This window comes from Halioglobus sp. D3-4, assembly GCF_055809315.1.
The window spans coordinates 1270542-1291025 of sequence record NZ_CM147907.1 but is presented as its reverse complement, the minus strand read 5'-3'; the positions used below and the strand labels follow the sequence as shown (position 1 = coordinate 1291025).

The following is a 20484-nucleotide window of genomic DNA, read 5'->3' as shown; positions in this document are numbered from 1 at the left end:
CGGATAAACCGCGTATTGCGAGCGCAGATGGGTGCTTCGCGATCCGGCGATCTATAAATATCGTGCAACGCGATCAGCGGTGGAATCAGGTTTGCCGAAAAATCTGTTGGTTTATATAGCGGTAGAGAATCATAAGCGATTTTAATCACTTTTGATTACAGGAATTGGATGTCAATTCTGATCGGGCGGTGGCCCGTTGAAGGTGATGCTTCCATGGGCTGTTTGTGCGGTGATTACGCCGTTCTCTATGACATAGCTGTTTACGCCGTCCTCGATCTCTACCCAGCCTACATCGAGCGTGTAGAGGACTCGGGCGGTGTTGCCAAATACATCCTCCTGAACGATGTACGCAGACACACCGTTGAACAGATCGCTGAGGCTTTTTGTTGCGGTGATAATGTCCGAGTGCCCTACGAGGATTCCCTGATCATCAAGCACAACTGCATTGGGCCTGTAATGACAGGCCACGTCATCCCAGTTTTGTGTAGATGTTGCGTTGCGCAGTGAAGACAGTACCTGGGAGGGCGTTCTAAGGGCGTACGCTGCGGGGCAGGTCAATGTCGGATCGAACGGGTAGAGGTCATCAATATCGTAAACACCGTCATTGTCATCGTCTTCATCGAGGTGGTCTTGTACAAGATCCCCGTCGGTATCAGTGCCGACGAAGTCGAACAATGGTATGGCATGGTTGATGTGGTCACTGGCTATCATATCCAATACGCCATTAAATGCACCCAGCCCAACATTGGAAACAACGCAGGTGGGATTGGTTGAGCCCCCACAGAGAAATCCGGGGCCCGTCGCCCACTGTGTGAATACATAGCCTGCGCGCGGGATGGCCGTGAATACTTCATCGAAGTCATCCGATGCAATCGAAAATTCGCAAATATGCCCCGACTCGCAATCGCGAGTCGCGGAAGCCGATTGAACATCACCACCAGAGGTGGCGATAAGCGTGAGCTTGCAGCCAGCCAGTGGAAACATTAGGCAGGCCAGTGCCAGCTTTCGCAATGATAGTCTCATGGGCGGCTCGGCAGAACTGTGCTGATACCTTAGTCTAGATCAACATTGGCCAATGCGAAATTCAATGCAGCTATAAAAATCAATCGTCGCGAGCCCGCTTAGGTTATAAGGAATATTCGTTTGCGCTAGAGTAAAAAACCATGTTGAACCTATTTCAGTAGGTTCGTGTTGCAGTCACTACCGTGGTAATGCAGAAGCCAAGCGCTATCAGAAAGGAGCTTTGCGGTAATGTTCCGGCAACTTTATCGCTGGAGCGCTCGAAAGACTATGCAAGGTAGTTAAGGGCCAACTCAAGTAGCTCTGCGCGAAAGGCTTTTTCATCCAGGTAGCCGGGCTCATCTCGGGCTGACTCCATGCAGATAGCCTGTATTGCCCTGGGAACAATGAAAGCTTTCATTTGTATTTGTGCTGGAGAGCAGTCTGGGCGATGCCGCGCGATAATGCTTTCGAGCCATTCAGTATAGCCCTGCATCCAGGTAACATCCTGAGAGAAAAAGCGCCTTTTACTGATATCGAAATCGTTCTGGTTCTCCTGATAAAAGATTGCGTGGATTGAAAGAAACCTTTTCTGCCTGAGAATTAACGGGTCAATGAGATAGCCGATTGCTTTCTCAACTGAAATATCACCCTCTATGGTTTCGTTGTGATAAAGCGCTTCCAGAATCGCGACCTCCTGCTCGGCAGCGATGGAAAATACTTCATGCATGATTTCTTCTTTGTTTGAAAACCATCGATAGAGGGTTGAGATATTGACACCCGCCACTTCGGCTATTCTATTGGTGGTCAGAGACTCTACGCCTTCATGCAATAATATTGTGTAACAGGCGCTAACAATGGCCGCTATTGTACGGTGTGATCTCGCCTGCTTCGGTACAGTGGGCCTCGGAGGCACATCATTATTGCTATTCACAAGTACTTTCACCTGAACGAACGTGGAGCAAACGGGCAGTAGTGTATCCTATCGAAAACCAAGTTTAAGCGATGCGCTCCGAATATTTCTATAAATATCAGTCGGATACGTGTGGATATCCGGATAAAAACCAAGTTGATGCCGATGATCACACTTGCTAATTTCCTACTGCAGCAGAACGCACCACAATGACCGACCAGGCGGCTATTCCGCATGCTGCGGGCAGCGTCCGATCGGTACAATTTGACCTACAATATGAGGGATAACCATGGCAAGAGTCGATTCTGTACTGGTTCCGATGGATGAATACATGAACCATCAGATTGCTGAAACGTTTGCGTCGGTGCAGCAATCCGACCGCAGCTGGACTGAAAAGATTTGCCTGTGCGTCGCCGCCAAAGACGGCAGTATTTCGCTGGGCTTTGGCCTTGGTAAATACATCAACCGCAATGTTATGGATTCCTACGGCGCGGTGTCTCGCGGCGTTGAACAGATAACAGTGCGTGCCAGCCGACAACTGTCGCCGGAGACGGATATCTACAGTGTCGGTCCATTGCATTATGAAATAGTGGAACCTTTCAAGCGCATACGCGTAAGACTGGACGAAAATGATGTCCAGCCGATGTCCTTCGATGTGATGCTGGAATGCCAGGATATCCCGCCTTTTCTGGAAGAGCATGAATTTCGGCGTCAGTTGGGTGCTTATCGCGTTGATACAGATCTGGTTCGCTATCATCAATCTGGGGTTGCCTCGGGCTGGATTAAAGTGGACGGGAAAACTTACGAACTTACGCCCGATACATTTTTCTGCACGCGAGATCACTCTTGGGGTGTACGCTATGGTGTGGGTGAAACGCCGACAGATGTTCAACCGGGTCTGGACGGCACCAAGTTTCCAATGAACTTCCACTGGAGTCCGATGCGACTGGTGCGACCTGATGGCAGTATCTATGGCATACACCATTTCTATCTAAATATCCCTATACCCGGGGTACCGAAGATCATTCAAGGCGGTATTGAGTATGCTGATGGCAGTCGGGATGAGTTTGTTGATATCGATTCGGAACTGAGCTATCACCCCGATACCCGTCGTCTACAGGGCGGGGATATTCATCTCACTCTTAAATCCGGCGAGAAAAAAACACTCCATCTTGAGGTCGTCTCCGATACCGGAGTGCATCTTGGCGCGGGTATGTACTTTGGGTTCGACGGCCACCATCACGGGCAATGGCGCGGGGAACTTCATATAGAGGGTGAGAGATTTGATGACTGTACGGATATCGAGGCGCTGAAACGGCTACATCAGATACGCGATTGTATTGTCAGAGTCACAGACGGTGATGCCGTAGGCCATGGCAATATTCAGACAGTGATCAACGGCGTATGGGAAGATCATGGCCTGATCACAGAAGCAGAATTTATCTAGCACTAAAAGTCAGGAGAAATAGTGAATGGGAAAACATGATCTGGGCGACTTGGAGCCGATACGCCTGAAACTCGAAAATTGGCTGCGCGAAAATCTAGGTGATGCCGAGAATCTAGTACTGGGAGACTTGAATTTTCCGGAAGAAAGTGGTGAAAGCAGTGTCACCCTGATTCTACGGGCGAAAAATCGTGGCGAACACCTGGGTTTTATCTGCCGCATGGAGCCTCCCAACAGCGAGGTATTCGCGGAGCACAATATGTCACTGCAGTACCGGATGATGCAAATGGCCGGGCAAAACGGGGTTCCGGTCCCTCCCTTGCTGGGACTGGAAGAAGATCCCAGTCTGTTGGGCAGTCCGTTCTATATTATGGGGTTTGTCGATGGGCAGGTTCCCACAGATAATCCGCCCTATGCTTTCGGTAGCTGGGTCACCGAATTGACCGCAGAACAGCGCGCCACTATGTGGCAAAACGGTCTGGAGACGCTGGCGATAATCCACCAGATCGACCTGGCGAGCCTCGATATCAGCGGTATACCGGTGTCTCGTGAAAGTGACTCTCCAGCCCAGTGTGAGCTGGATAAATACAACGCCATGTTTAGCGATGATATCCGTAAAAGAATGCCAGCCAGCTTTAGTCTTGCTGTTGACTATGTGAACGCCAACGCTCCGCCAGACGGCGATCGTCACTTTTGCTGGGGTGACTCACGGGTCGGAAATATCATTTGGAAGGACTGCAAGCCCGCTGCGGTAATCGACTGGGAGATGGTCAATATCGGCGACCCGGTACAGGAAGTTAGTTGGTGGTACTGGATCGACTACGTAAACAGTGTTGGCTTAGGCGCGGAGCGCCTGGAAGGGTTGCCTTCACTGCCTGAGCTCTATAATAGCTGGCACGCTTTAACGGGGTTCTCCACGGAGCACTCCGATTACTATGATCTATTCGCGCTGGTACGCTACGGCATTATTCTTGAGAAAAAGTTCGTCGCGATGGAGAGCGCGGGTCTTGGAACGATCGATAATTTTTGCATACCCATTGTAGAGCAACAACTTGAGAAGCTCGGTGCTAGATGAATCCAATGGAGTTTGGAATGCTGCAGCCTGATAGGGGCTGCAGGTAGTACTTCATTATGAGGCAAGTCACGTCTTTGAGCACTCTGATTCCCTGCTTTGGAAGCGGAGAAAGGGAAGGGCGGTTGCGGCAGCGCTAACTCCCGCAACCGTGGGACAAGTCTGCTAGCCTTTGCTAAGCAGATCGAAGCGATCCAGTTGCATCACTTTCGTCCAAGCTTTGACAAAGTCATCGACGAAGCGCTGCTGTGAATCGTTGTAGGCATACACCTCGGCAATCGCGCGCAGTTCGGAGTTCGAACCGAAGATCAGATCAACTGATGTCGCGGTGTACTCCACTTCGCCCGTGTCGCGATTGAGCCCTTCGAACACGCCTACCTCATCTGCCTTCTGCCAGCGCGTGGACATATCCAGCAAATTGACAAAGAAATCGTTGGTCAAAGTGCCCGGCTTGTCTGTGAGGACACCGTGGTCCGATCCGCCAGCGTTGGCATCGAGAGAGCGCATACCTCCGATGAGTACAGTCATCTCAGGTACCGACAGGTCGAGTTGATCGGCCTTGTCGACCAACATCTCGGTCGGTGAACGATAGCTCTGCTCCACATCAAAGTAGTTGCGGAAAGCATCAGCCGTTGGTTCAAGCAATGCAAACGAGGCGACATCAGTTTGGGCTTGGCTTGCATCGGTTCGACCGGGTGTGAAAGGTACCTCGATAGTGACGCCGCCGGCTTTTGCAGCCTTCTCGATTGCAGCGGCGCCGCCCAGCACGATCATGTCAGCCATTGATATCTTGCTGCCCTGCGCGTTGGTGTCGTTGAACGTGCTCTGGATCTCCTGCAGTTTAGCGAGCACACGAGCCAGTTCCTGCGGATTGTTTACCGCCCAGTCCTTCTGCGGTTCAAGGGCTATGCGCGCGCCGTTGGCACCACCGCGCATGTCGCTGTCGCGGTAGGTTGCAGCAGATGCCCACGCCGTGCGTACCAACTCCGGTACGGTCAAGCCGGAATCAAGGATATCCTGCTTCAGCGCTTTGATGTCACTGGCATCCACCAGTTTGTAGTCCACTGCTGGAATGGGGTCCTGCCAGATCAGTTCCTCATCCGGTACAGCGTCTCCCAGATAGCGACTGCTCGGGCCCATGTCGCGATGGGTGAGCTTGTACCACGCCTTGGCAAATGCCAGCTGGTATTCGTCCGGATTGGCGAGGAAGCGTTCCGCTATCGCTTTGTATTGCGGGTCGAACTTGATTGCCAAGTCGGCCGTTGTCATTACTGGTGCGTGGAACTTGCCCTCTATATGCGCATCCGGAACGGAATTGCTCATGGACGTGTCAGTGGGCTTCCACTGAATGGCACCGGCCGGGCTGCGTGTTTGCTCCCACTCAAGGTTCAACAGGTTTTGCAGGTACAGCGTTGTCCACTGTGTCGGGGCCTGTGTCCATGCACCCTCCAGGCCACTGGTAACCGTGTCTTCTGAGTGCCCCTTGCCGCATTTGTTTTTCCAGCCGAGTCCCTGATCTTCGATACTGGCTGCTGCGGGTTCCGGGCCGACACAATCAGCGGGCTTGTGCGCGCCGTGCATTTTGCCAAAGGTATGCCCGCCTGCGATCAGCGCTACTGTTTCCTCATCGTTCATCGCCATGCGGCCGAATGCCACACGAATGTTCTTGGCAGAGCCAGCAGGGTCGGGCTTGCCCATCGGGCCTTCCGGGTTCACATAGATCAGGCCCATATGTGTCGCCCCGAGAGGACGCTCCAGTTGGCCATTTTTTTCCGTGCGGTCGCTGGCGAGCATTTTCACTTCCGGCCCCCAGTAGACGAGGTCCGGTTCCCAATCGTCAGTCCGTCCACCGGCGAAGCCATAGGTTTCAAAGCCCATATTCTCCAGTGAAACGTTACCGGCAAGCACCATCAAATCTGCCCAGGACAGGGCGGCACCGTATTTTTGTTTCACCGGCCACAGCAGCCTCCGCGCTTTATCGAGGCTGGCGTTGTCCGGCCAACTATTCAGTGGATCGAAGCGCTGCTGGCCTCCGTCCGCACCGCCACGGCCATCCAGTGTGCGGTAGGTACCCGCGCTATGCCATGCCATACGAATGAAGAACGGCCCATAGTTGCCGAAGTCGGCTGGCCACCAGTCCTGCGATGTCGTCAGCACGGCGTCGATGTCACTTTTGACAGCATCGAGGTCGAGTGCATTGAACGCAGCGGTGTAATCGAAGTCTTCACCGAGTGGATTTGAACGCGCATCGTGGTCCCGAAGAGGTGCCAGTTCCAGTTGGTCGGGCCACCAGAAATTATTGCTCCTCGGCTGGCCGTCTGCAGCGATATCGCTACCGGATGCTCCGGCAGGCTTGGTAGATGTATCGCCAATGGCTGCTGCCGGGACTATAGACAGTGCCAGAACACCTGCTATGGCGGTAGACAGAATATTATTGCGTTGCTTCATGTTGACTCTCCCTTTGCAATTGGCCGCATTGCAGCCCAATTTGAACACTGAGATTTGGTTTGAGGTATTGAGACCTCCGTTACAAACAAAAGAATAGCCCTGACTGCAGACTGGCGATTCCTCTGAAATGACTATAGTTTCATGGCCTTGATTGTGAAAATCGTATAATTCAATGGACTCGATAGGTTTTGCCTAAAATTGGTGCGCGGGGACGATGCTGCGCCCCGATGTGGCGCGGGGTGAATCCAAAGAAATACGTCGAAGGGCCGGACTCCTTGAAATTAAAGGCTCAGACTGCGATCAACAGGTAAGATTGCTTGCATTCAAAGGGCCAGGCTTCTTGCTCATTATTGTAGCGCTTGCAATTGCGTCCGGGCTGGATAGGTGATTTTAAGGTGCAATGGAGTACATCACGCCGTAAATCAGCCAGAAAGACTCTGCAGGTTTCGCTCCAAAAATACCTGTGAAGAGTCCGTTACAAGCTCGATCCAAATCGGGAAGTGGTCTGATAGCTGGTTCTTGCGCCACGGATGCTTGTAGTAGGCGAGTAGGTTCGCTGGAACGTTCATATCGCGTGAGCCCCCATACTGCCTTTGCATGGTGTCGCTGTAAGTAGTGAATTCCCCGTCCTTGAAAACATAGTCGAATGGGTTAAATACTCCCGCATTCTCCTGGCCCTGTTGGTTCTGGCCAAGCGTAAAATACTCGCCCCCGGTGAGGAACATTCGATCGTAGACTTCTGTACGGGAGGCGTTGGTATTTCTGCCAACCAAAGTCTCGACTTCCCGATAGCCTGCGTCATGGATCAACCTGACTGTCGAGTCGTCCTTGTCCTCGCCTGCGTAAAAATTGAAGTCACCGACGATTATAATGTCTTCACTCCATAGCCGACTTCCATTGCGTTTATGCTCCAGCGCTTTCAGCAGTAGCGAGACCTCCTCCTTACGAATCGCAATATCATCGTCACCTGGGCTGGGATGCAGGTGCAGGTTAAGTAGCGCGAAAGTCTTCCAGCCCGAGGTGAACCCAGTGAGGTAAGGAGTGCGCTTTAGTTGTTTCATGTCTGAGTCGGCTGTAATGGCATCCCAGAGCACAAGCTCTCCGGCTAAACCGGCAAGTTGTACGCGCGTCTTGTTGAATATATAGCAGCTCCTCTCTGAGTTGCCGGCTGCGCCCTCGGTAATGTCGTTGACCATATACCCCCAGTCATCACCCAGTAAGCGAAGGAGGATGTGAAGATCCTGCAGCCCCGACTTGATTTCCTGAACAGCGATAAGATCAAAACGGGACAGGATTTCGGCCATATAGAAAAAGGCCTCGGGCTGGCGTTGCGTGGTGTGGCCAAACTCCTTGATATTCCAGCTGGCAATGATCAGGTTTTCTTCGGCGCGGCGCATTGCTACTTCTTTTTCCAAGCCATTCTTCAGCGCCAAAAGCTTTGCGATGATTCGTATTTTTGTCTCAGTCTGCTCTCGTAGCTCGGGAAAGACCAGTTCGTAACCTTTCTTATCAAGGTCGTCGTTGGGCCGAAGATCGTTATACGTAGGCATAGTCCTGATCCATTGCTAACTATTGAAAGGTGTTGGGTTAGTTCAAAGGTAGGTGACCGTCTATTCCTCGAGGAATTGTGCAATTTTTCGGGTCATTGCCTCGTAGCGCTGATTCCCGTAGGTGCACACTTCGCCGCTAAAACCCTGTATGTTGGATTTCAGTGGTAAGCCTCCATGGGAGACTTCATATCTCGCCGGGATATAGAATGAGTTAAACCGGCCGGCAATACACCGCTTCTGCAAGTTCTTTACGCCATCGATACTGGCCGTGTCATCACAGTGGGAATGCGCGGCAAACACGCGCTTGGGGAATGGCGCCGTACGACTGAAGCCGGACGTGATCACCTTCAATTCCTTGATCAGCCGAGCCAGTTCCCGCGCACCGTCTTTATCGACATAGTCATACTTGAATGGGTTATCGCCAACAAGGGGCTTATCTCTATCGCGGGCATCCAGAAAGTCGTTGAGGCCGCGCGAGGACAACAGGTAGGGAACAACTTTACCCAGCAAACCCGAGCGCCAGGCCAGCAGTTCCAATGCTGCGGAAAAAAGATACAGATCGCCAGTTACCTTGGGTGAAGTACACGCTGCGTGATAGCTGAGCGCACCGCCCGTAGAGAGGCCACCTATCGACACTTTATGCGGTGTTTTCTTATGCGCACAGTCGACGGCGAAGGCGACGTTGCGCTTCCATTCTTCGAGTTCAACGTCCTCCATTCCGGCCGGGTTTTTCAGGCCGTGACAATGGAGTAGGGGCAGGAAGGTGTTGTAGCGTAACTCAGAATAGAAAAACTCTTCCAGATCCCACATATATCGCGGTGAGTCACTCAAGCCGTGAACCAGGACGATGGAACCCTGTGCGTCGCTTCTCGCACGCATCACGGGTTCACACCCGGGACGAATTTTTCGAGGACTGAAATACGTCCCAAACTCGTCGTAGTAGGCTGACCACTTTTTTCGAACTGCCATGTTCGTATACCTCCATCGTGACACTGCCAGTCGCTGGCGCTCGGCTATAAACCAGATGTTATTAAACCTATCTCAAAATCCAGATTCTGCAAGTGGGTATGATACGAGCGTGCGGCCAACACAGTAGCGGGCGGAGGTCGGGGGCAATAACTACATCTGAACATCGCTAATGGTGATAGCCCCGGCTCTTATCGTCACCGTCTGGTAGACAGCAGAAAAACCTGATTTAAACGTGATGATCTGAGCTTCGCCGCTGTTTTCATCCCGAAATTCGAACAAGCCGTTACTATCGCTGAGGGCCGCATTAAAACTGCCTGGTCGAAGACTGATAACCAGCGCCAATGGCAGCGGCGTTCCGGTCAAGTCGCTTACTCTGCCTTTAACAATGCCAACATTGCTGAAATCACTGCCTCTACCAGTATGTTTAGCGTTGCGCCGAAACATCGGTGATGGCGTGTCGGCGAGAACACTATTCGTTTCGACAGCGTAGAGCGCACCATCGGCAGAACCAAAATACAGTGTCCCCGAGAGGTCAAAGACAGGCGAGGAATGTACCGCACCTCCGGTCTGCACCCGCCATCTCTCGCTGCCGTCAGGGTTGATGGCATACAGGTAGGTATCAGCGGAGCCCACATAGATGGTGCCATTGGCATCAATAGCTGCTGTCGACATGATTATTCCGGCTGTTTTAAATCGCCATTTTTCTGAACCATCAGGGTTCAATGCATAGAGGTTCCCGTCCCAGGATCCTACGTAGAGCGTACCGTCTGCGGCCACGCTGACGGCAGCTGTTACCCAGCCGGCAGTGTCATAGTGCCACAGGTACTGTCCGCTGGGGTGGAAGGCGTAGATTCTTCTGCCCTGATAAATGGAAGTGGTGACGTAGATTGATCCGTCAGCGGCGATGGTTGGCGGCGCTTCGATAAGGCTGTCGACCGCGGTGCGCCAAATCTCAGTGCCACTGCTGTCAAAAGCGAATAGATTAAACCCCGCTCCAATATAGATCTTGCCATCGGCCGCTACTGTCGCGGCGGAATTGAAGCGGGTTTCCACGGCCTTGCGCCATTTTAACGTGCCGTTGGGGTTGATCGCATACAGCGCATCAGCCCCGATATACACTGTGCCGTCGGCGGCCAGCGCGGGCTCCACATGTACCGAATCAGCTATGCGATATACCCATTGCAGCTTGCCTGTTGAACTCACCGCATAAACATCACCCTGGCCTATATAGATAGTGCCCTGCGGCGATACTGCGGGAGAGAACGTCATAGGGTGCCCGGGGGCAAAGTGCCACACAGGCGTACCCTGGGGTGTCAGAGCATGCAGTTTGTTGGATCCCACATGGATAGTCCCGTCTACGCCAATAGTCGGAGACCAATAGACGGGTGAGCCGGTAGCAAAAGTCCACTTAATTGAACCTTCCTGGGCAGTCGAGGAAAATACTACGACAAGTAGCAGCAGAGGCAGGCTTCTGGAAACGCTGTTCAATGCAGTATCCCTCTTCCCAGGACTCGGTGCCAGGAACTGAATGGCAGAGCAACTGCCAAACACTTTTGCGTTGTCACAAATGGTCTACCGGTTGATCGTAGAGCGATTTCAGTCCGACTTCCAGTGAAATCAACTTCAGATGTCACTACAGAAAACGCCTCTAATGCCAGGACAATAGGTTCTAGCTATCACAGCGGCTGTTTCCACATGGTTGCCTGACTGTTCTATCGCCGGACGAGAGAACCCTGCGTACTCTGTAAAGCGCATTTTTCGAAAAAAGTAGAGATATCCGCGCCGAATTGCCGACTAACCAGCAAAAACCCGGGTTTCCCGTTTGAGCACTTTGGGAAATTGCATACCATGCAGTCATCTCGCCAGCGCGCACTAACAATATATGAGAGGGGCAAACTGTGAAATCTACAATGCGTCGGTTCAATAATACCTCCAGGATCGCCGGGCTTTTTATGCTGGGCTGCCTTGCCGGCTGTAGCGGGGGAGGGAACAACAACCCGGCTTTTACTGAAGAATTTCAACAGACAAAGGGACCTCAGTCGCTCAGGAACTATGAACTGACGGCGCAGGAGGGCAGCTTTGTTGCCGCTGCTGAAAGTGGGGATGACAACGCTTTTGAACTCACCCTGAGTGAGGTGAGTGAGCCACTGTTTTTTACCAACCAGGGTGTGTTGGAAGCGGGCTCTGACCCGGTAAGCAACCTTGTAAACAGTATCTGGCCCACAGAGTATGCAACAATCGGTCCCAATGCCATTGTTCAATATTCTTTGGGAGGGGAGTTCCATGACCTGTCCTGCGTTCTCAGCAATCCGACCTACGACGAATCCACTGGCCTGCTCAAATTCTCGGTCAACTACCTCGAGGGCGTACGCCCCGTCGAAGGTGAGGACTTAGAGAATGTGAAAATCATCATCACCAAAAATGCGCAGGATCTTCATTCCGCACAGTGGTCCACTATTTTAAATGGAGAGTCCGCCGTTCTGGATGAGACGGGCAACGCCGACGAATATGTGCTGACAATAAACGGGCTTAACGATGCTATTTTTGCCACCGCTGCCGCGCCACATCGCAATTCTCTGCCCATGACCTCAGATGATCTGATCAGTCGTTGGGAGGCCGGAGACGAGGGCAGCCGACCCAGCGCCAGCCTATCCTACAGCGCACCGAGGAACGCCGAGGCCGGCGTACAAGTGCTGGAGCTAACGAACCCCGTCTATGATAGCGACCGCGACGTAATGCAATTCACGGCCAGATCGCTCCACGGGACCACCCCAATAGGGGCGGGCATGTCGGTTAACCATCCAACACTGGCAATAGACGGTGCAGTGGAGCACGCTTTCCCGACCGCTGCAGAGAACCACTTTTCGATTCAGTACCGGAATAACACGGCTGACTCCATCACCGTCTGGCTCAATGGCGCACAGCCGCCGTGTTCCAAAACCGAAGCTGTGAACTGCGTCGTTGGCGCGGTGCCCGATCACTACACAAGTGATTGGAAGAATTTGAAAGAGTCGTTCAAGAAATCCGGGACGCGTTTCTATCTGCACGATAAGAAAACGAAACGAACCCGGGAAATAGAGGTGACCAACCGGATTCATCTGGACAGGGGTCAGACTCTGCGCATTGTACCGCCACTGGGAGCAGACAATAATCCGCAGTGGTACTACAGCACCGGCGGCACGGTGCAGACTGCCGGGGTCACAGGCTGGGTCACCCGACCCGGTGTGGACATGCCCGCGCCGATGCAGGTAAATTTGTTCGAATATAATCTGGACTACGCACAACAGACGCTGTGGGCCGACATCAGCGCTGTCGATGGGCTCAATTCAAATGCCACGATGACATGGGCCGGCCCCGGCTGTAGTAACCCGGACTGTGGTACGGGTGTAAGTATGCCCAGAAGGCTGATGACTAATATCGCGCCATACAAAGACAATAACGACGGATGCCCCCATATAATGGAGGTAGCCGGCGCCAGAACCTGCCCGAACCCAAAACACTATCCCTCTCAGATAACGGCTGGTGATCGGCCCAGCTGGGTGGTTGGCAACACGTCGTTCGATACAGAAAAGGTGTCTTCGAACTACGCCACCATCTGGACGAACGCGGGCTCACCGGATGGCTTGCAAATGTGTGCAGCAGCCAGCGGCCTTGCCGCGCCCAAGGAGGCTTACCATATATGGTGGGCAACCAACACCGTTGGCAAGGGCTGGCTCAACTATCTGCAGAACAACAAGAAGGGACGCTGCGATGCCTACGGCTGGGCGTATGATGAGAAAAAATGGAAGCCCGGGGACAAGTTTGACAAGGACGGCAACCCGCCGGATAACACCAGCGTAACCCCGCAGTTCGCCGGCCCGATGAAAAATGATACTTACTTGAATATTGATGTGCTGAAAGTCATGTGACGCACTGGCGCAAGCCGTGCGCTGGTGTATGATCTGCCTGAGTTCATAATAATATTCCGACGGGCGTCGCATACGTGCCGGACGGGTGCAGGAGAGCGAGTACATGAAGCTTCAACACAATATCACGCCGGGTCCGCGCCCCTACCTCAAAGAGCGGCACGAGAAACTCAGTCAGTTGCAGTGGAGGCGCATCGCGGCGGAACGTATCAGTCCCTGTATTGGAGCTGAGATAAGCGGCGTCGATCTGCGCTATCCGCTCGATGCCGAAACGTACGATGAGATTCGTGCAGCGTTGCTGGCCTACCGTGTCATCTTCTTTCGCGATCAGGATATTTCATCAGAGCAACAAATGGCCTTTGCCCAGCGCTTCGGTGAGTTAGAGGAACATCCTTTCATTCCTTCGGACGCACCGGATAGAGAGGTTGTGCGTTTTGACAAGGACGAGAAGATGGTGGGGGTAGAAAATCTATGGCACAGCGATGTCAGCTGGCGTGAGATTCCCTCGCTGGGATCGATATTGCGTGCACGGATCGTACCGGAGGTTGGCGGTGACACGTTGTTTGCCGATATGGTTGCTGCCTATGAATGCCTGGACGAGGAAACCAGGCAGCTGATAACAGGCAAGCGTGCTGTCAATGATTTCACGCAGAGCTTCGGCATGATGCTCAGCCCGGAAGAACTGGCAGAACAGCAGAAGAAATTTCCCGCTGTCGATCACCCGCTGGTGCGCACCAGCCCTGATACCGGTGAGAAAGCCCTGTACGCGAACGGCGTATTCACCAGCCACATTGTCGGTATGGATCGTGCTGAAAGTGATGAATTGTTGGGTCGCCTGTTCCTCGAAGCGCGCGTTCCCGAATATCAGTGTCGCTTCCGTTGGCGCGAGAATAGTATCGCGTTCTGGGACAACCGGGTGGTGCAGCACTACGCCGCCAATGATTACTGGCCGCAGCGTAGGCAGATGGATCGCGTTACGATTATCGGTGACCGGCCGGTCTAGACAGTGGACAAGCGCGGGAGAGCGGTGTCTCAGGCCTGCACAGGAACACTGTAATAACTGCCCACCATCTCCTGTGTTTCACGCCATAGTCGGTTGGCCAGTGCCATATCGAATACGTGATTCGGAACATTGATCCGCACTGGATTACAGTCTTCGAAGTACGCTCCGCTGACCCCATCCAGCAGCGGGTTCGTCGCAACATAAACCTGTGTGGCAGCGCCTTCTGCCACATCTTTTTTGATCAGGTCGGCCACGGTATTGTAGAGAAACCCGACTATGCCATCAGCGTTGCGCCCAATATTTGAATCGACAAAGCCGGGGTGCACGACATTTGAGGTGGTTTTGCCCGCATCGAGCATTTTGGAGAGTTTCAGAGAAAAGAGCGCATTGGCCAGTTTGGAGCGCCCATAGGCTGCAAAGGCATCGAACTCGGCCTCGCCGCGCAAATTGCCAAAATCTATGCCGCCCTCTGGAGCGCTCTTGTATCCCATCTGGCTGCCGACGTGCACTATACGACCGTGCTGGGCAGCCTGCACCAGTGGTAACAGGTTCATCGTGAGCACCACGTGACCGAGGTAGTTCACCACGAAGATCTTCTCGATACCATTGATCAACTCAAAGTCGCTGAAGCTACCGATACCGGCGTTGGGCATGAGGATGTCCAGAGAGTCGGTCTGCGCGGCAACGGTTTGCGCACAGGCAACGCAGGAATCGAAATCGGATAATTCAAGTACCAACGGGGTGGTTTTGCCCGGCACGCTGTCACAGGCTTTTTGTGCTTTCTCCAATGTGCGGCCGGTACCAAACACATGGGCGCCGCGCAGTGCCAATACACGCATCGATTCGTAGCCTATGCCGGAATTGCAGCCGGTGACGAGAGCTGTCTTGCCACTAAGGTCTATGCCACGAGTGACTTCTTCTGCGGTGGAGTAGGCGTTAAACGGCCCGACGGGGAGGCTTGTGTCGATCTCTACCGGTTCTTCACCGCTGCAGGCCACCAGAGACGCAGAGGCCAATGTCACGGTGGAGGTCTGGAGAAATTGTCTGCGGTTCAGGGCCATGGCTGCCTCCAGCGATTTCGTTCGATATCGGTTGTCAGGGCTGCAGTGTCCCACAAACCGCGAGCGCTGGGTACCGCGACTCAGTGCGCTTCCGGTTACCGGGTTTGTCAGGTATTCTCATTCGCTCGGCCATTACTTACCAGACTTTCCATACCATACCTGCGAAACCTGCGATGAACACACACCAATCGACTTTAGCTACGAACTCTTCGGAAACTCACAGCGGCGATTCCCCGGATATCATCATCTACCGCGACATGACGGTCTCCAGGCGGACCACCGTGATCCTCTGGTTCATGCGGGTTTTTGCCAAGCGCTTATTGGCCATGATGGGCCGATTCTCAGCCGAGCGGCTCACCAAAATGCAGGTCAGAACCGCTTCCATGGACTGCAAGGACAACTCGGGCATCCCCATTCGCTATGACATCATTGGCAGACAACCCGGCCATGTGTTCGGTTCGCTGGGTAATACGGACAGGCCCGTGATACTGTGGTTACACGGCGGTGCGTTCAGCCTGCCTGCCGCACCTGACATGCATTTGCGCCTGGTGGCAAATCTATGCAGGCAGCTGGATGCCGATGCCTTTATGCCGGACTACAGGCTCACTCCTGCCAGCCCCTTCCCGGCAGGGCTGGACGACTGTGAACAGGCCTACCGCGAGTTGCTGGCACGGGGCTACAAGGGCTCGGACATTGCGATGGGAGGGGATTCCGCCGGAGGGAACCTGCTGATGGCCTTGTTGCAGCGCATCCGCAGAGCGGATTTGCCCATGCCGGCGTGTGCGGTGCCGGTTTCACCTGTTACAGAGTTAAGTCGCGTGCATGGGCTGCCTTCGCGTCATAAAATCAGCAAGAGCGATCCACTGCTGCCGGTATCGGCAATGCAGCGTATGTGCAGTGAATACGCCGGCGCCCGCGATACGACCGATCCGGAAATCTCCCCGCTATACATGGACTGTAATGGGCTGCCACCGCTGTTCTTTTTGGCCAGTTCCAATGAAATATTAATGGATGACACGGTCTATCTGGCGCGACGAACCAACGCGGCAGGCATTGATACTACCTGTCATATCTGGCCGGTGCTGCCACATGCCTTTCCGCTGTTTGCGGGTATTTTTCCAGAGGCCATCGCGGCGCGTGATGATATGGCAAAATTCATGCAACAACATCTGGCGAAAAGCCGCTAGGCCCACTCACACAGCCCGCTAGTGGGCGCCGCTCTGACAGTGTTAGTATTCTGCCGCTATGTTTACAATTCAAAGAACGCTGGGTTTACTCGCTGCACTGGGGATGTTCATCTTCAGTGTGTACATTTATCTGCAGACAGGTGACTGGGTGGCGGCACTGTTCGCGCTGGGCAGTCTGGGTTACTTTATCTTCTTTCTGCTGCACTATAAAAGGAATGCCCCGTGATCGGAGCTTCAGCTCGTTGCGCGTTACTGTTTCTCCTAATGCTGTTGATGGCCGGATGCGCCAACCTGACGCCGCAAATTGATCCTCCCAAAGTCAGTCTGGTCAGTTTTAACAGCCTGCCCGGACATTCCGGTACACCGCGCTTTGAGATCACACTCAGCGTGATTAACCCCAATAAACAGACATTGGATATTGCCGGCATCAGTTATTCGGTCGAATTACTCGGCAAGGAGCTGATCACTGGTGTCGCCAAGGATGTCGCACCGATCGAGGGTTATTCCGAAGGTATTGTCACGCTGGAAGCCGGTTTGCAATTACTCGAATTGCTGCGACTGATGGCCGGCTTGGGCTCTTCAGGCTCAGAACCACTTGATTACCGCTTCTCGGCAAAGATTGATTTCAATGGTTTTATTCCAACCCAGCGCATCGAAGAGAGCGGCGAAATCATGCTTAACTAAGCCAGAAGTGACTGTGCAAAGATGGCCAGGATGATCAGTGGGCAAACCACTTTTACGTACCACGGCCAGATTTTCCAGAACAGCCCTTGCTGTAATTCCGGATAGCCCTTGCGCAGTTCCTGCAGCAGGGAGTCCCTGCGCCAAACCCATCCCGCGTAAACGCAGAACATGAAACCTAGCAGTGGTTGGCTGTACCTTGTGGTAAGCGCAATGATAAAACCGAACAGTGTTTCAAAATTTAGCAAAATAATGCAGCTGACACAGGCAATAAGGCCACCGATCATCCAGGCGGTCACCCTGCGGCCGCTATCATACTCCTCAGTGACATAGGCGACCGGCGCTTCCAGCATTGAAATGGAGGAGGTGAGTGCCGCTATGCTCATCAGAAAAAAGAAGACCAACGCGACCAGCACGCCGGGCAACCCCATCGTGGCGAACAGTTCGGGGAGAACAGTAAAAATCAGCGTGTCTTCTGATATCAGCGCACCGCTAGCTGTAAATATTTCGACACCATTGTGCAGGGCAACATACATCGCAGGCAGCACCAGGAAACCGGCCAGCACGGCAATACACACGTCCACCAGCGTGACAATGCCTCCAAGCAGGGGCAGATTTTCATCGTCGCTGATGTAGGAGCCGTAGATCAACATCGTACCGACGCCAAGCGACAGTGAGAAAAAAGCTGCGCCCAGAGCATCCAGCACGAGGTGAGGGGACAGCACCCGAGAAAAATCGGGCATCAGATACACTTTCAGACCCTCAATCGCACCGTCTAGCGTCAACACGTAGAGCACCAGTACCACCAGCGTAATTAGCAGGGCGGGCATAAGCCTGCGTGACCAGCGTTCGATACCATCGTGGACACCGGCAGAAACAATGCCTATCGTCAAAGCCATGAACACGATTAGGAACAGGACATTTCGCCATAGTCCGAAGGAGGTCAACCAATCGGATAGCGCCGCGTTACCAGCCAGTGTTACAAGTGCTGATAGGAAGAAAGCGATCATCCATCCGGCGACAATCGCGTAAAAACTGAGAATCAAACCTGCCACTATCAAACCTGTAACACCTGTGACCGCTCCAATTGAAGCGGTCAGCCGTTGGCCGGAAACCCGGCGCAGTGCGGCAACGGAGTTTGAATGTGCATGCCTGCCCAGAATCAATTCCGCCATCAATGCCGGATACGCCAGCAGGAAGGCAAGCAGCAAATACACCAGTAAGAATGCGGCGCCGCCATTGCTGGCGGCCTGGGTAGGAAACCCCCAGATGTTTCCAAGGCCCACGGCACTGCCAGAAGCCGCCATCACAAACCCGAAGCGTGAGCTGAATTCCCCTCGACTGCCCGCCATGCAACATTCCTGATTGTCGATTGATTTTTCGGCCAGTGTAACATGACCGGCGCGTGCGGCAGGGCGTTTGCAGGTGCCGGAATCCGCTATATTGCTGCACTGGAGGACTATTGTTTCACTGCGGAAAATCTATGCTATTATTGCGCCCGCTCCAAATGCGGGAGCGCAACCCGAAGTCATATTTCCTCACGCGGATCAGGCTGGTATCGACAGTGATACCGATGGGTGGACAAGTATGACCTATGCGAGTGTGGTGGAATCGGTATACACATCAGACTTAAAATCTGACGGCTTTACGGCTATGCGGGTTCAAGTCCCGCCACTCGCACCATCAAACAGTACGCTTATCAGCGGCTCTACGCAGTTAACGGGGGATGAGCATTCATCCGTACCCGCTTGATAATACCGTCCCACCCGCAGTGGGTCAGCACTCTCAACCGATTGACTTGACCCGTACCCTCGTTGTCTACTGCCAACCTATAAAAACTCTAAAGGAAGAGAGTATGTCTAAGTTTATTGGCAGGTTCCTGGTAGTGCTGGCGCTAGGGTGGACAGGATATGCAAGCTCCGCGCGTGCTGCACTTATTGAACTCAGTCCCGAAACATCTGGTGTACTTATTACCTCGTTACCTGCATCTGGCGCCACGCATTCCCGGCCGCTGAGGTCAATACGGGGTTACTAGGCGGCGATGGCTCAAAGCATAAATTACGCGCCTCTTACCTGATCTTTGATACGTCGAACATGGCCTTTGGGGCGCAGTCCGCCACGCTGTTTCTAAACGTAAGCGACACTCTCAGTCATTTGGCAGGTCCAGGGCCTTTAGAGCTGTGGGGACTGGATACCTACACCTCTGCTGATCTTGTAGCGTTGCCCACCGGCAATCTTGATACCCCCCAGGTGAGCCTGGCTGTTGCTATTGCTGCAGATTTACGCAGTGGCACAAGCCTGGCTCCTCCTGTCATTGGCCCCGACGGCGTGGTAGGTATTGAACTCAACGGTACTGCACTTGGCCAAATCAACGCAGCCAATGGCTTGTGGGGTCTTGGTTTGTACGACAATCGATTAGGCGCCCTGTTGGGTGGGGTGGAGCTGCTGAGTTCACCCCGCCTGGTTTTGTCTGGTGAGCCTGTGTCTCCACCCACCGCTGTACCCACCCCTGCAACCCTTCCCATAGTCGGCTTGGGTCTCGCTATCATCGTCCTCACTCGTCGCAGACTGCCGGGCTAAACCAGCGTCATCGTTGGCTTGCGATGGCTAGTATGTCGTAGGTTATGAGTGAGGCGTGAAGGCCCAGAGCCCGGCACGTGTTGCCAGTGTGCACTGCAGACGGTAAATTGCGGGGTATGGAAGATTCACCCACTTCGCAGAATGATGTACCCAGCGTAGAGGTTGTCATCGAGATTTCTCGCGGCAGCTTCCTCAAGCGGGACGGCAGTGGCGAGATAGATTTTGTATCTCCCGTACCCTGTCCTTACAACTATGGCTCAGTGCGTGCGTATATCGGCGGCGAGGGCGATTACCTCGATGCTGTTGTTCTTGGCCCCCGGCTTCCTATCGGCACTAGAGTGAGGGTGAATGCCTATGGGGCCGTCGGTTTATCTGAACGCGCGCTGTACGACGATAAACTGATCTGCGCGTCACAGCCCATCAGCGCCAGCGACAGGCGTAATGTCCTGATATTTTTCCGCTTGTACGCCGCTTTCAAAGGTGTTCTCAACGGCTTGCGGGGGCGGGGAGGTCTCTCCCGCTGTGAAGGCTGGGGGGATGCACAAGCAGCCATCGCACGCGCAGTGCCGGTGTCCCTATAGGCGCTGTTCCAGTTGGCGGGTCGCGCCCCGGGCCATTGTCTGTTTTTTAAATCCGTTGACTGTTATTCTCCCGCTCAACGCAAAACCCGCT

17 protein-coding genes and 1 tRNA gene are annotated in these 20484 nt (G+C 53.5%); 10 read left to right on the top strand and 8 right to left on the bottom strand.

Translation table 11 applies throughout. From position 1 onward, the window contains the following. Positions 1-171: 171 nt before the first annotated feature. Positions 172-1023 carry a hypothetical protein gene (locus tag AC0L6S_RS05530; RefSeq protein WP_473427430.1) on the bottom strand — a complete coding sequence of 284 codons (852 nt, stop codon included), beginning with the start codon at positions 1021-1023 and terminating at the stop codon, positions 172-174. Positions 1024-1288: 265 nt separating this feature from the next. Next, positions 1289-1933, bottom strand: a complete 645-nt coding sequence (locus AC0L6S_RS05525; RefSeq protein WP_473427429.1) for a TetR/AcrR family transcriptional regulator — start codon at positions 1931-1933, stop codon at positions 1289-1291. A 268-nt stretch (positions 1934-2201) separates the two neighbouring features. On the opposite strand from AC0L6S_RS05525, the gene AC0L6S_RS05520 reads away from it, so the two are divergent. Next, positions 2202-3359, top strand: coding sequence for an Rv3169 family protein (locus AC0L6S_RS05520; protein ID WP_473427428.1), 1158 nt, complete (start codon positions 2202-2204; stop codon positions 3357-3359). A gap of 25 nt (positions 3360-3384) precedes the next feature. Next, entirely contained in the window at positions 3385-4431 is a 1047-nt protein-coding gene (locus AC0L6S_RS05515) for a phosphotransferase family protein (RefSeq protein ID WP_473427427.1), read from the top strand. 162 nt (positions 4432-4593) lie between these two features. Here AC0L6S_RS05515 and katG read toward each other — a convergent pair whose 3' ends face one another. From katG to AC0L6S_RS05495, 4 genes are all read right to left on the bottom strand, one after another. Continuing rightward, complete coding sequence (katG, locus tag AC0L6S_RS05510; protein WP_473427426.1) at positions 4594-6876, bottom strand: catalase/peroxidase HPI; 2283 nt, start codon at positions 6874-6876, stop codon at positions 4594-4596. Positions 6877-7298: 422 nt separating this feature from the next. Then, complete coding sequence (locus tag AC0L6S_RS05505; RefSeq protein ID WP_473427425.1) at positions 7299-8426, bottom strand: endonuclease/exonuclease/phosphatase family protein; 1128 nt, start codon at positions 8424-8426, stop codon at positions 7299-7301. A 60-nt stretch (positions 8427-8486) separates the two neighbouring features. Further along, positions 8487-9395: an alpha/beta hydrolase gene (locus tag AC0L6S_RS05500; protein ID WP_473427424.1), complete on the bottom strand. Its 909-nt coding sequence runs from the start codon at positions 9393-9395 to the stop codon at positions 8487-8489. A 150-nt stretch (positions 9396-9545) separates the two neighbouring features. Further along, a complete protein-coding gene (locus tag AC0L6S_RS05495) occupies positions 9546-10736 on the bottom strand; it encodes an outer membrane protein assembly factor BamB family protein (RefSeq protein ID WP_473427423.1) in 1191 nt (396 codons plus the stop codon). Positions 10737-11293: 557 nt separating this feature from the next. Between AC0L6S_RS05495 and AC0L6S_RS05490 the strand changes: the two genes are divergently transcribed. Both AC0L6S_RS05490 and AC0L6S_RS05485 read left to right on the top strand, forming a co-directional pair. Next, positions 11294-13303 carry a hypothetical protein gene (locus AC0L6S_RS05490; RefSeq protein WP_473427422.1) on the top strand — a complete coding sequence of 670 codons (2010 nt, stop codon included), beginning with the start codon at positions 11294-11296 and terminating at the stop codon, positions 13301-13303. A 103-nt stretch (positions 13304-13406) separates the two neighbouring features. After that, positions 13407-14303: a TauD/TfdA dioxygenase family protein gene (locus AC0L6S_RS05485; RefSeq protein WP_473427421.1), complete on the top strand. Its 897-nt coding sequence runs from the start codon at positions 13407-13409 to the stop codon at positions 14301-14303. A 29-nt stretch (positions 14304-14332) separates the two neighbouring features. Here the strand turns inward: AC0L6S_RS05485 and AC0L6S_RS05480 are convergent, their stop codons facing one another. Further along, on the bottom strand, positions 14333-15364 hold the full coding sequence (locus AC0L6S_RS05480) for an SDR family NAD(P)-dependent oxidoreductase (protein WP_473427420.1): 1032 nt from the start codon (positions 15362-15364) through the stop codon (positions 14333-14335). Between the two features lie 173 nt (positions 15365-15537). On the opposite strand from AC0L6S_RS05480, the gene AC0L6S_RS05475 reads away from it, so the two are divergent. From AC0L6S_RS05475 to AC0L6S_RS05465, 3 genes are read left to right on the top strand one after another with little or no spacing between them, the layout of a single operon-like run. Next, entirely contained in the window at positions 15538-16551 is a 1014-nt protein-coding gene (locus AC0L6S_RS05475) for an alpha/beta hydrolase (RefSeq protein ID WP_473427419.1), read from the top strand. Positions 16552-16609: 58 nt separating this feature from the next. Beyond that, positions 16610-16777 (top strand): hypothetical protein, encoded by a 168-nt coding sequence (locus AC0L6S_RS05470; protein WP_473427418.1) that lies wholly within the window; start codon positions 16610-16612, stop codon positions 16775-16777. After that, entirely contained in the window at positions 16774-17235 is a 462-nt protein-coding gene (locus AC0L6S_RS05465; RefSeq protein WP_473427417.1) for an LEA/WHy family protein, read from the top strand. The genes AC0L6S_RS05470 and AC0L6S_RS05465 overlap by 4 nt, the downstream gene beginning before the upstream one ends. Here AC0L6S_RS05465 and AC0L6S_RS05460 read toward each other — a convergent pair. Next, entirely contained in the window at positions 17232-18584 is a 1353-nt protein-coding gene (locus tag AC0L6S_RS05460) for a sodium-dependent transporter (RefSeq protein WP_473427416.1), read from the bottom strand. The genes AC0L6S_RS05465 and AC0L6S_RS05460 overlap by 4 nt on opposite strands. A 244-nt stretch (positions 18585-18828) precedes the next feature. On the opposite strand from AC0L6S_RS05460, the gene AC0L6S_RS05455 reads away from it, so the two are divergent. From AC0L6S_RS05455 to AC0L6S_RS05445, 3 genes are all read left to right on the top strand, one after another. Further along, positions 18829-18915: transfer RNA gene (locus AC0L6S_RS05455), tRNA-Leu, on the top strand. Positions 18916-19326: 411 nt separating this feature from the next. Next, complete coding sequence (locus AC0L6S_RS05450; RefSeq protein ID WP_473427415.1) at positions 19327-19812, top strand: hypothetical protein; 486 nt, start codon at positions 19327-19329, stop codon at positions 19810-19812. Positions 19813-19928: 116 nt separating this feature from the next. Beyond that, positions 19929-20393 carry an inorganic diphosphatase gene (locus AC0L6S_RS05445; RefSeq protein ID WP_473427414.1) on the top strand — a complete coding sequence of 155 codons (465 nt, stop codon included), beginning with the start codon at positions 19929-19931 and terminating at the stop codon, positions 20391-20393. Positions 20394-20484 lie beyond the last annotated feature (91 nt).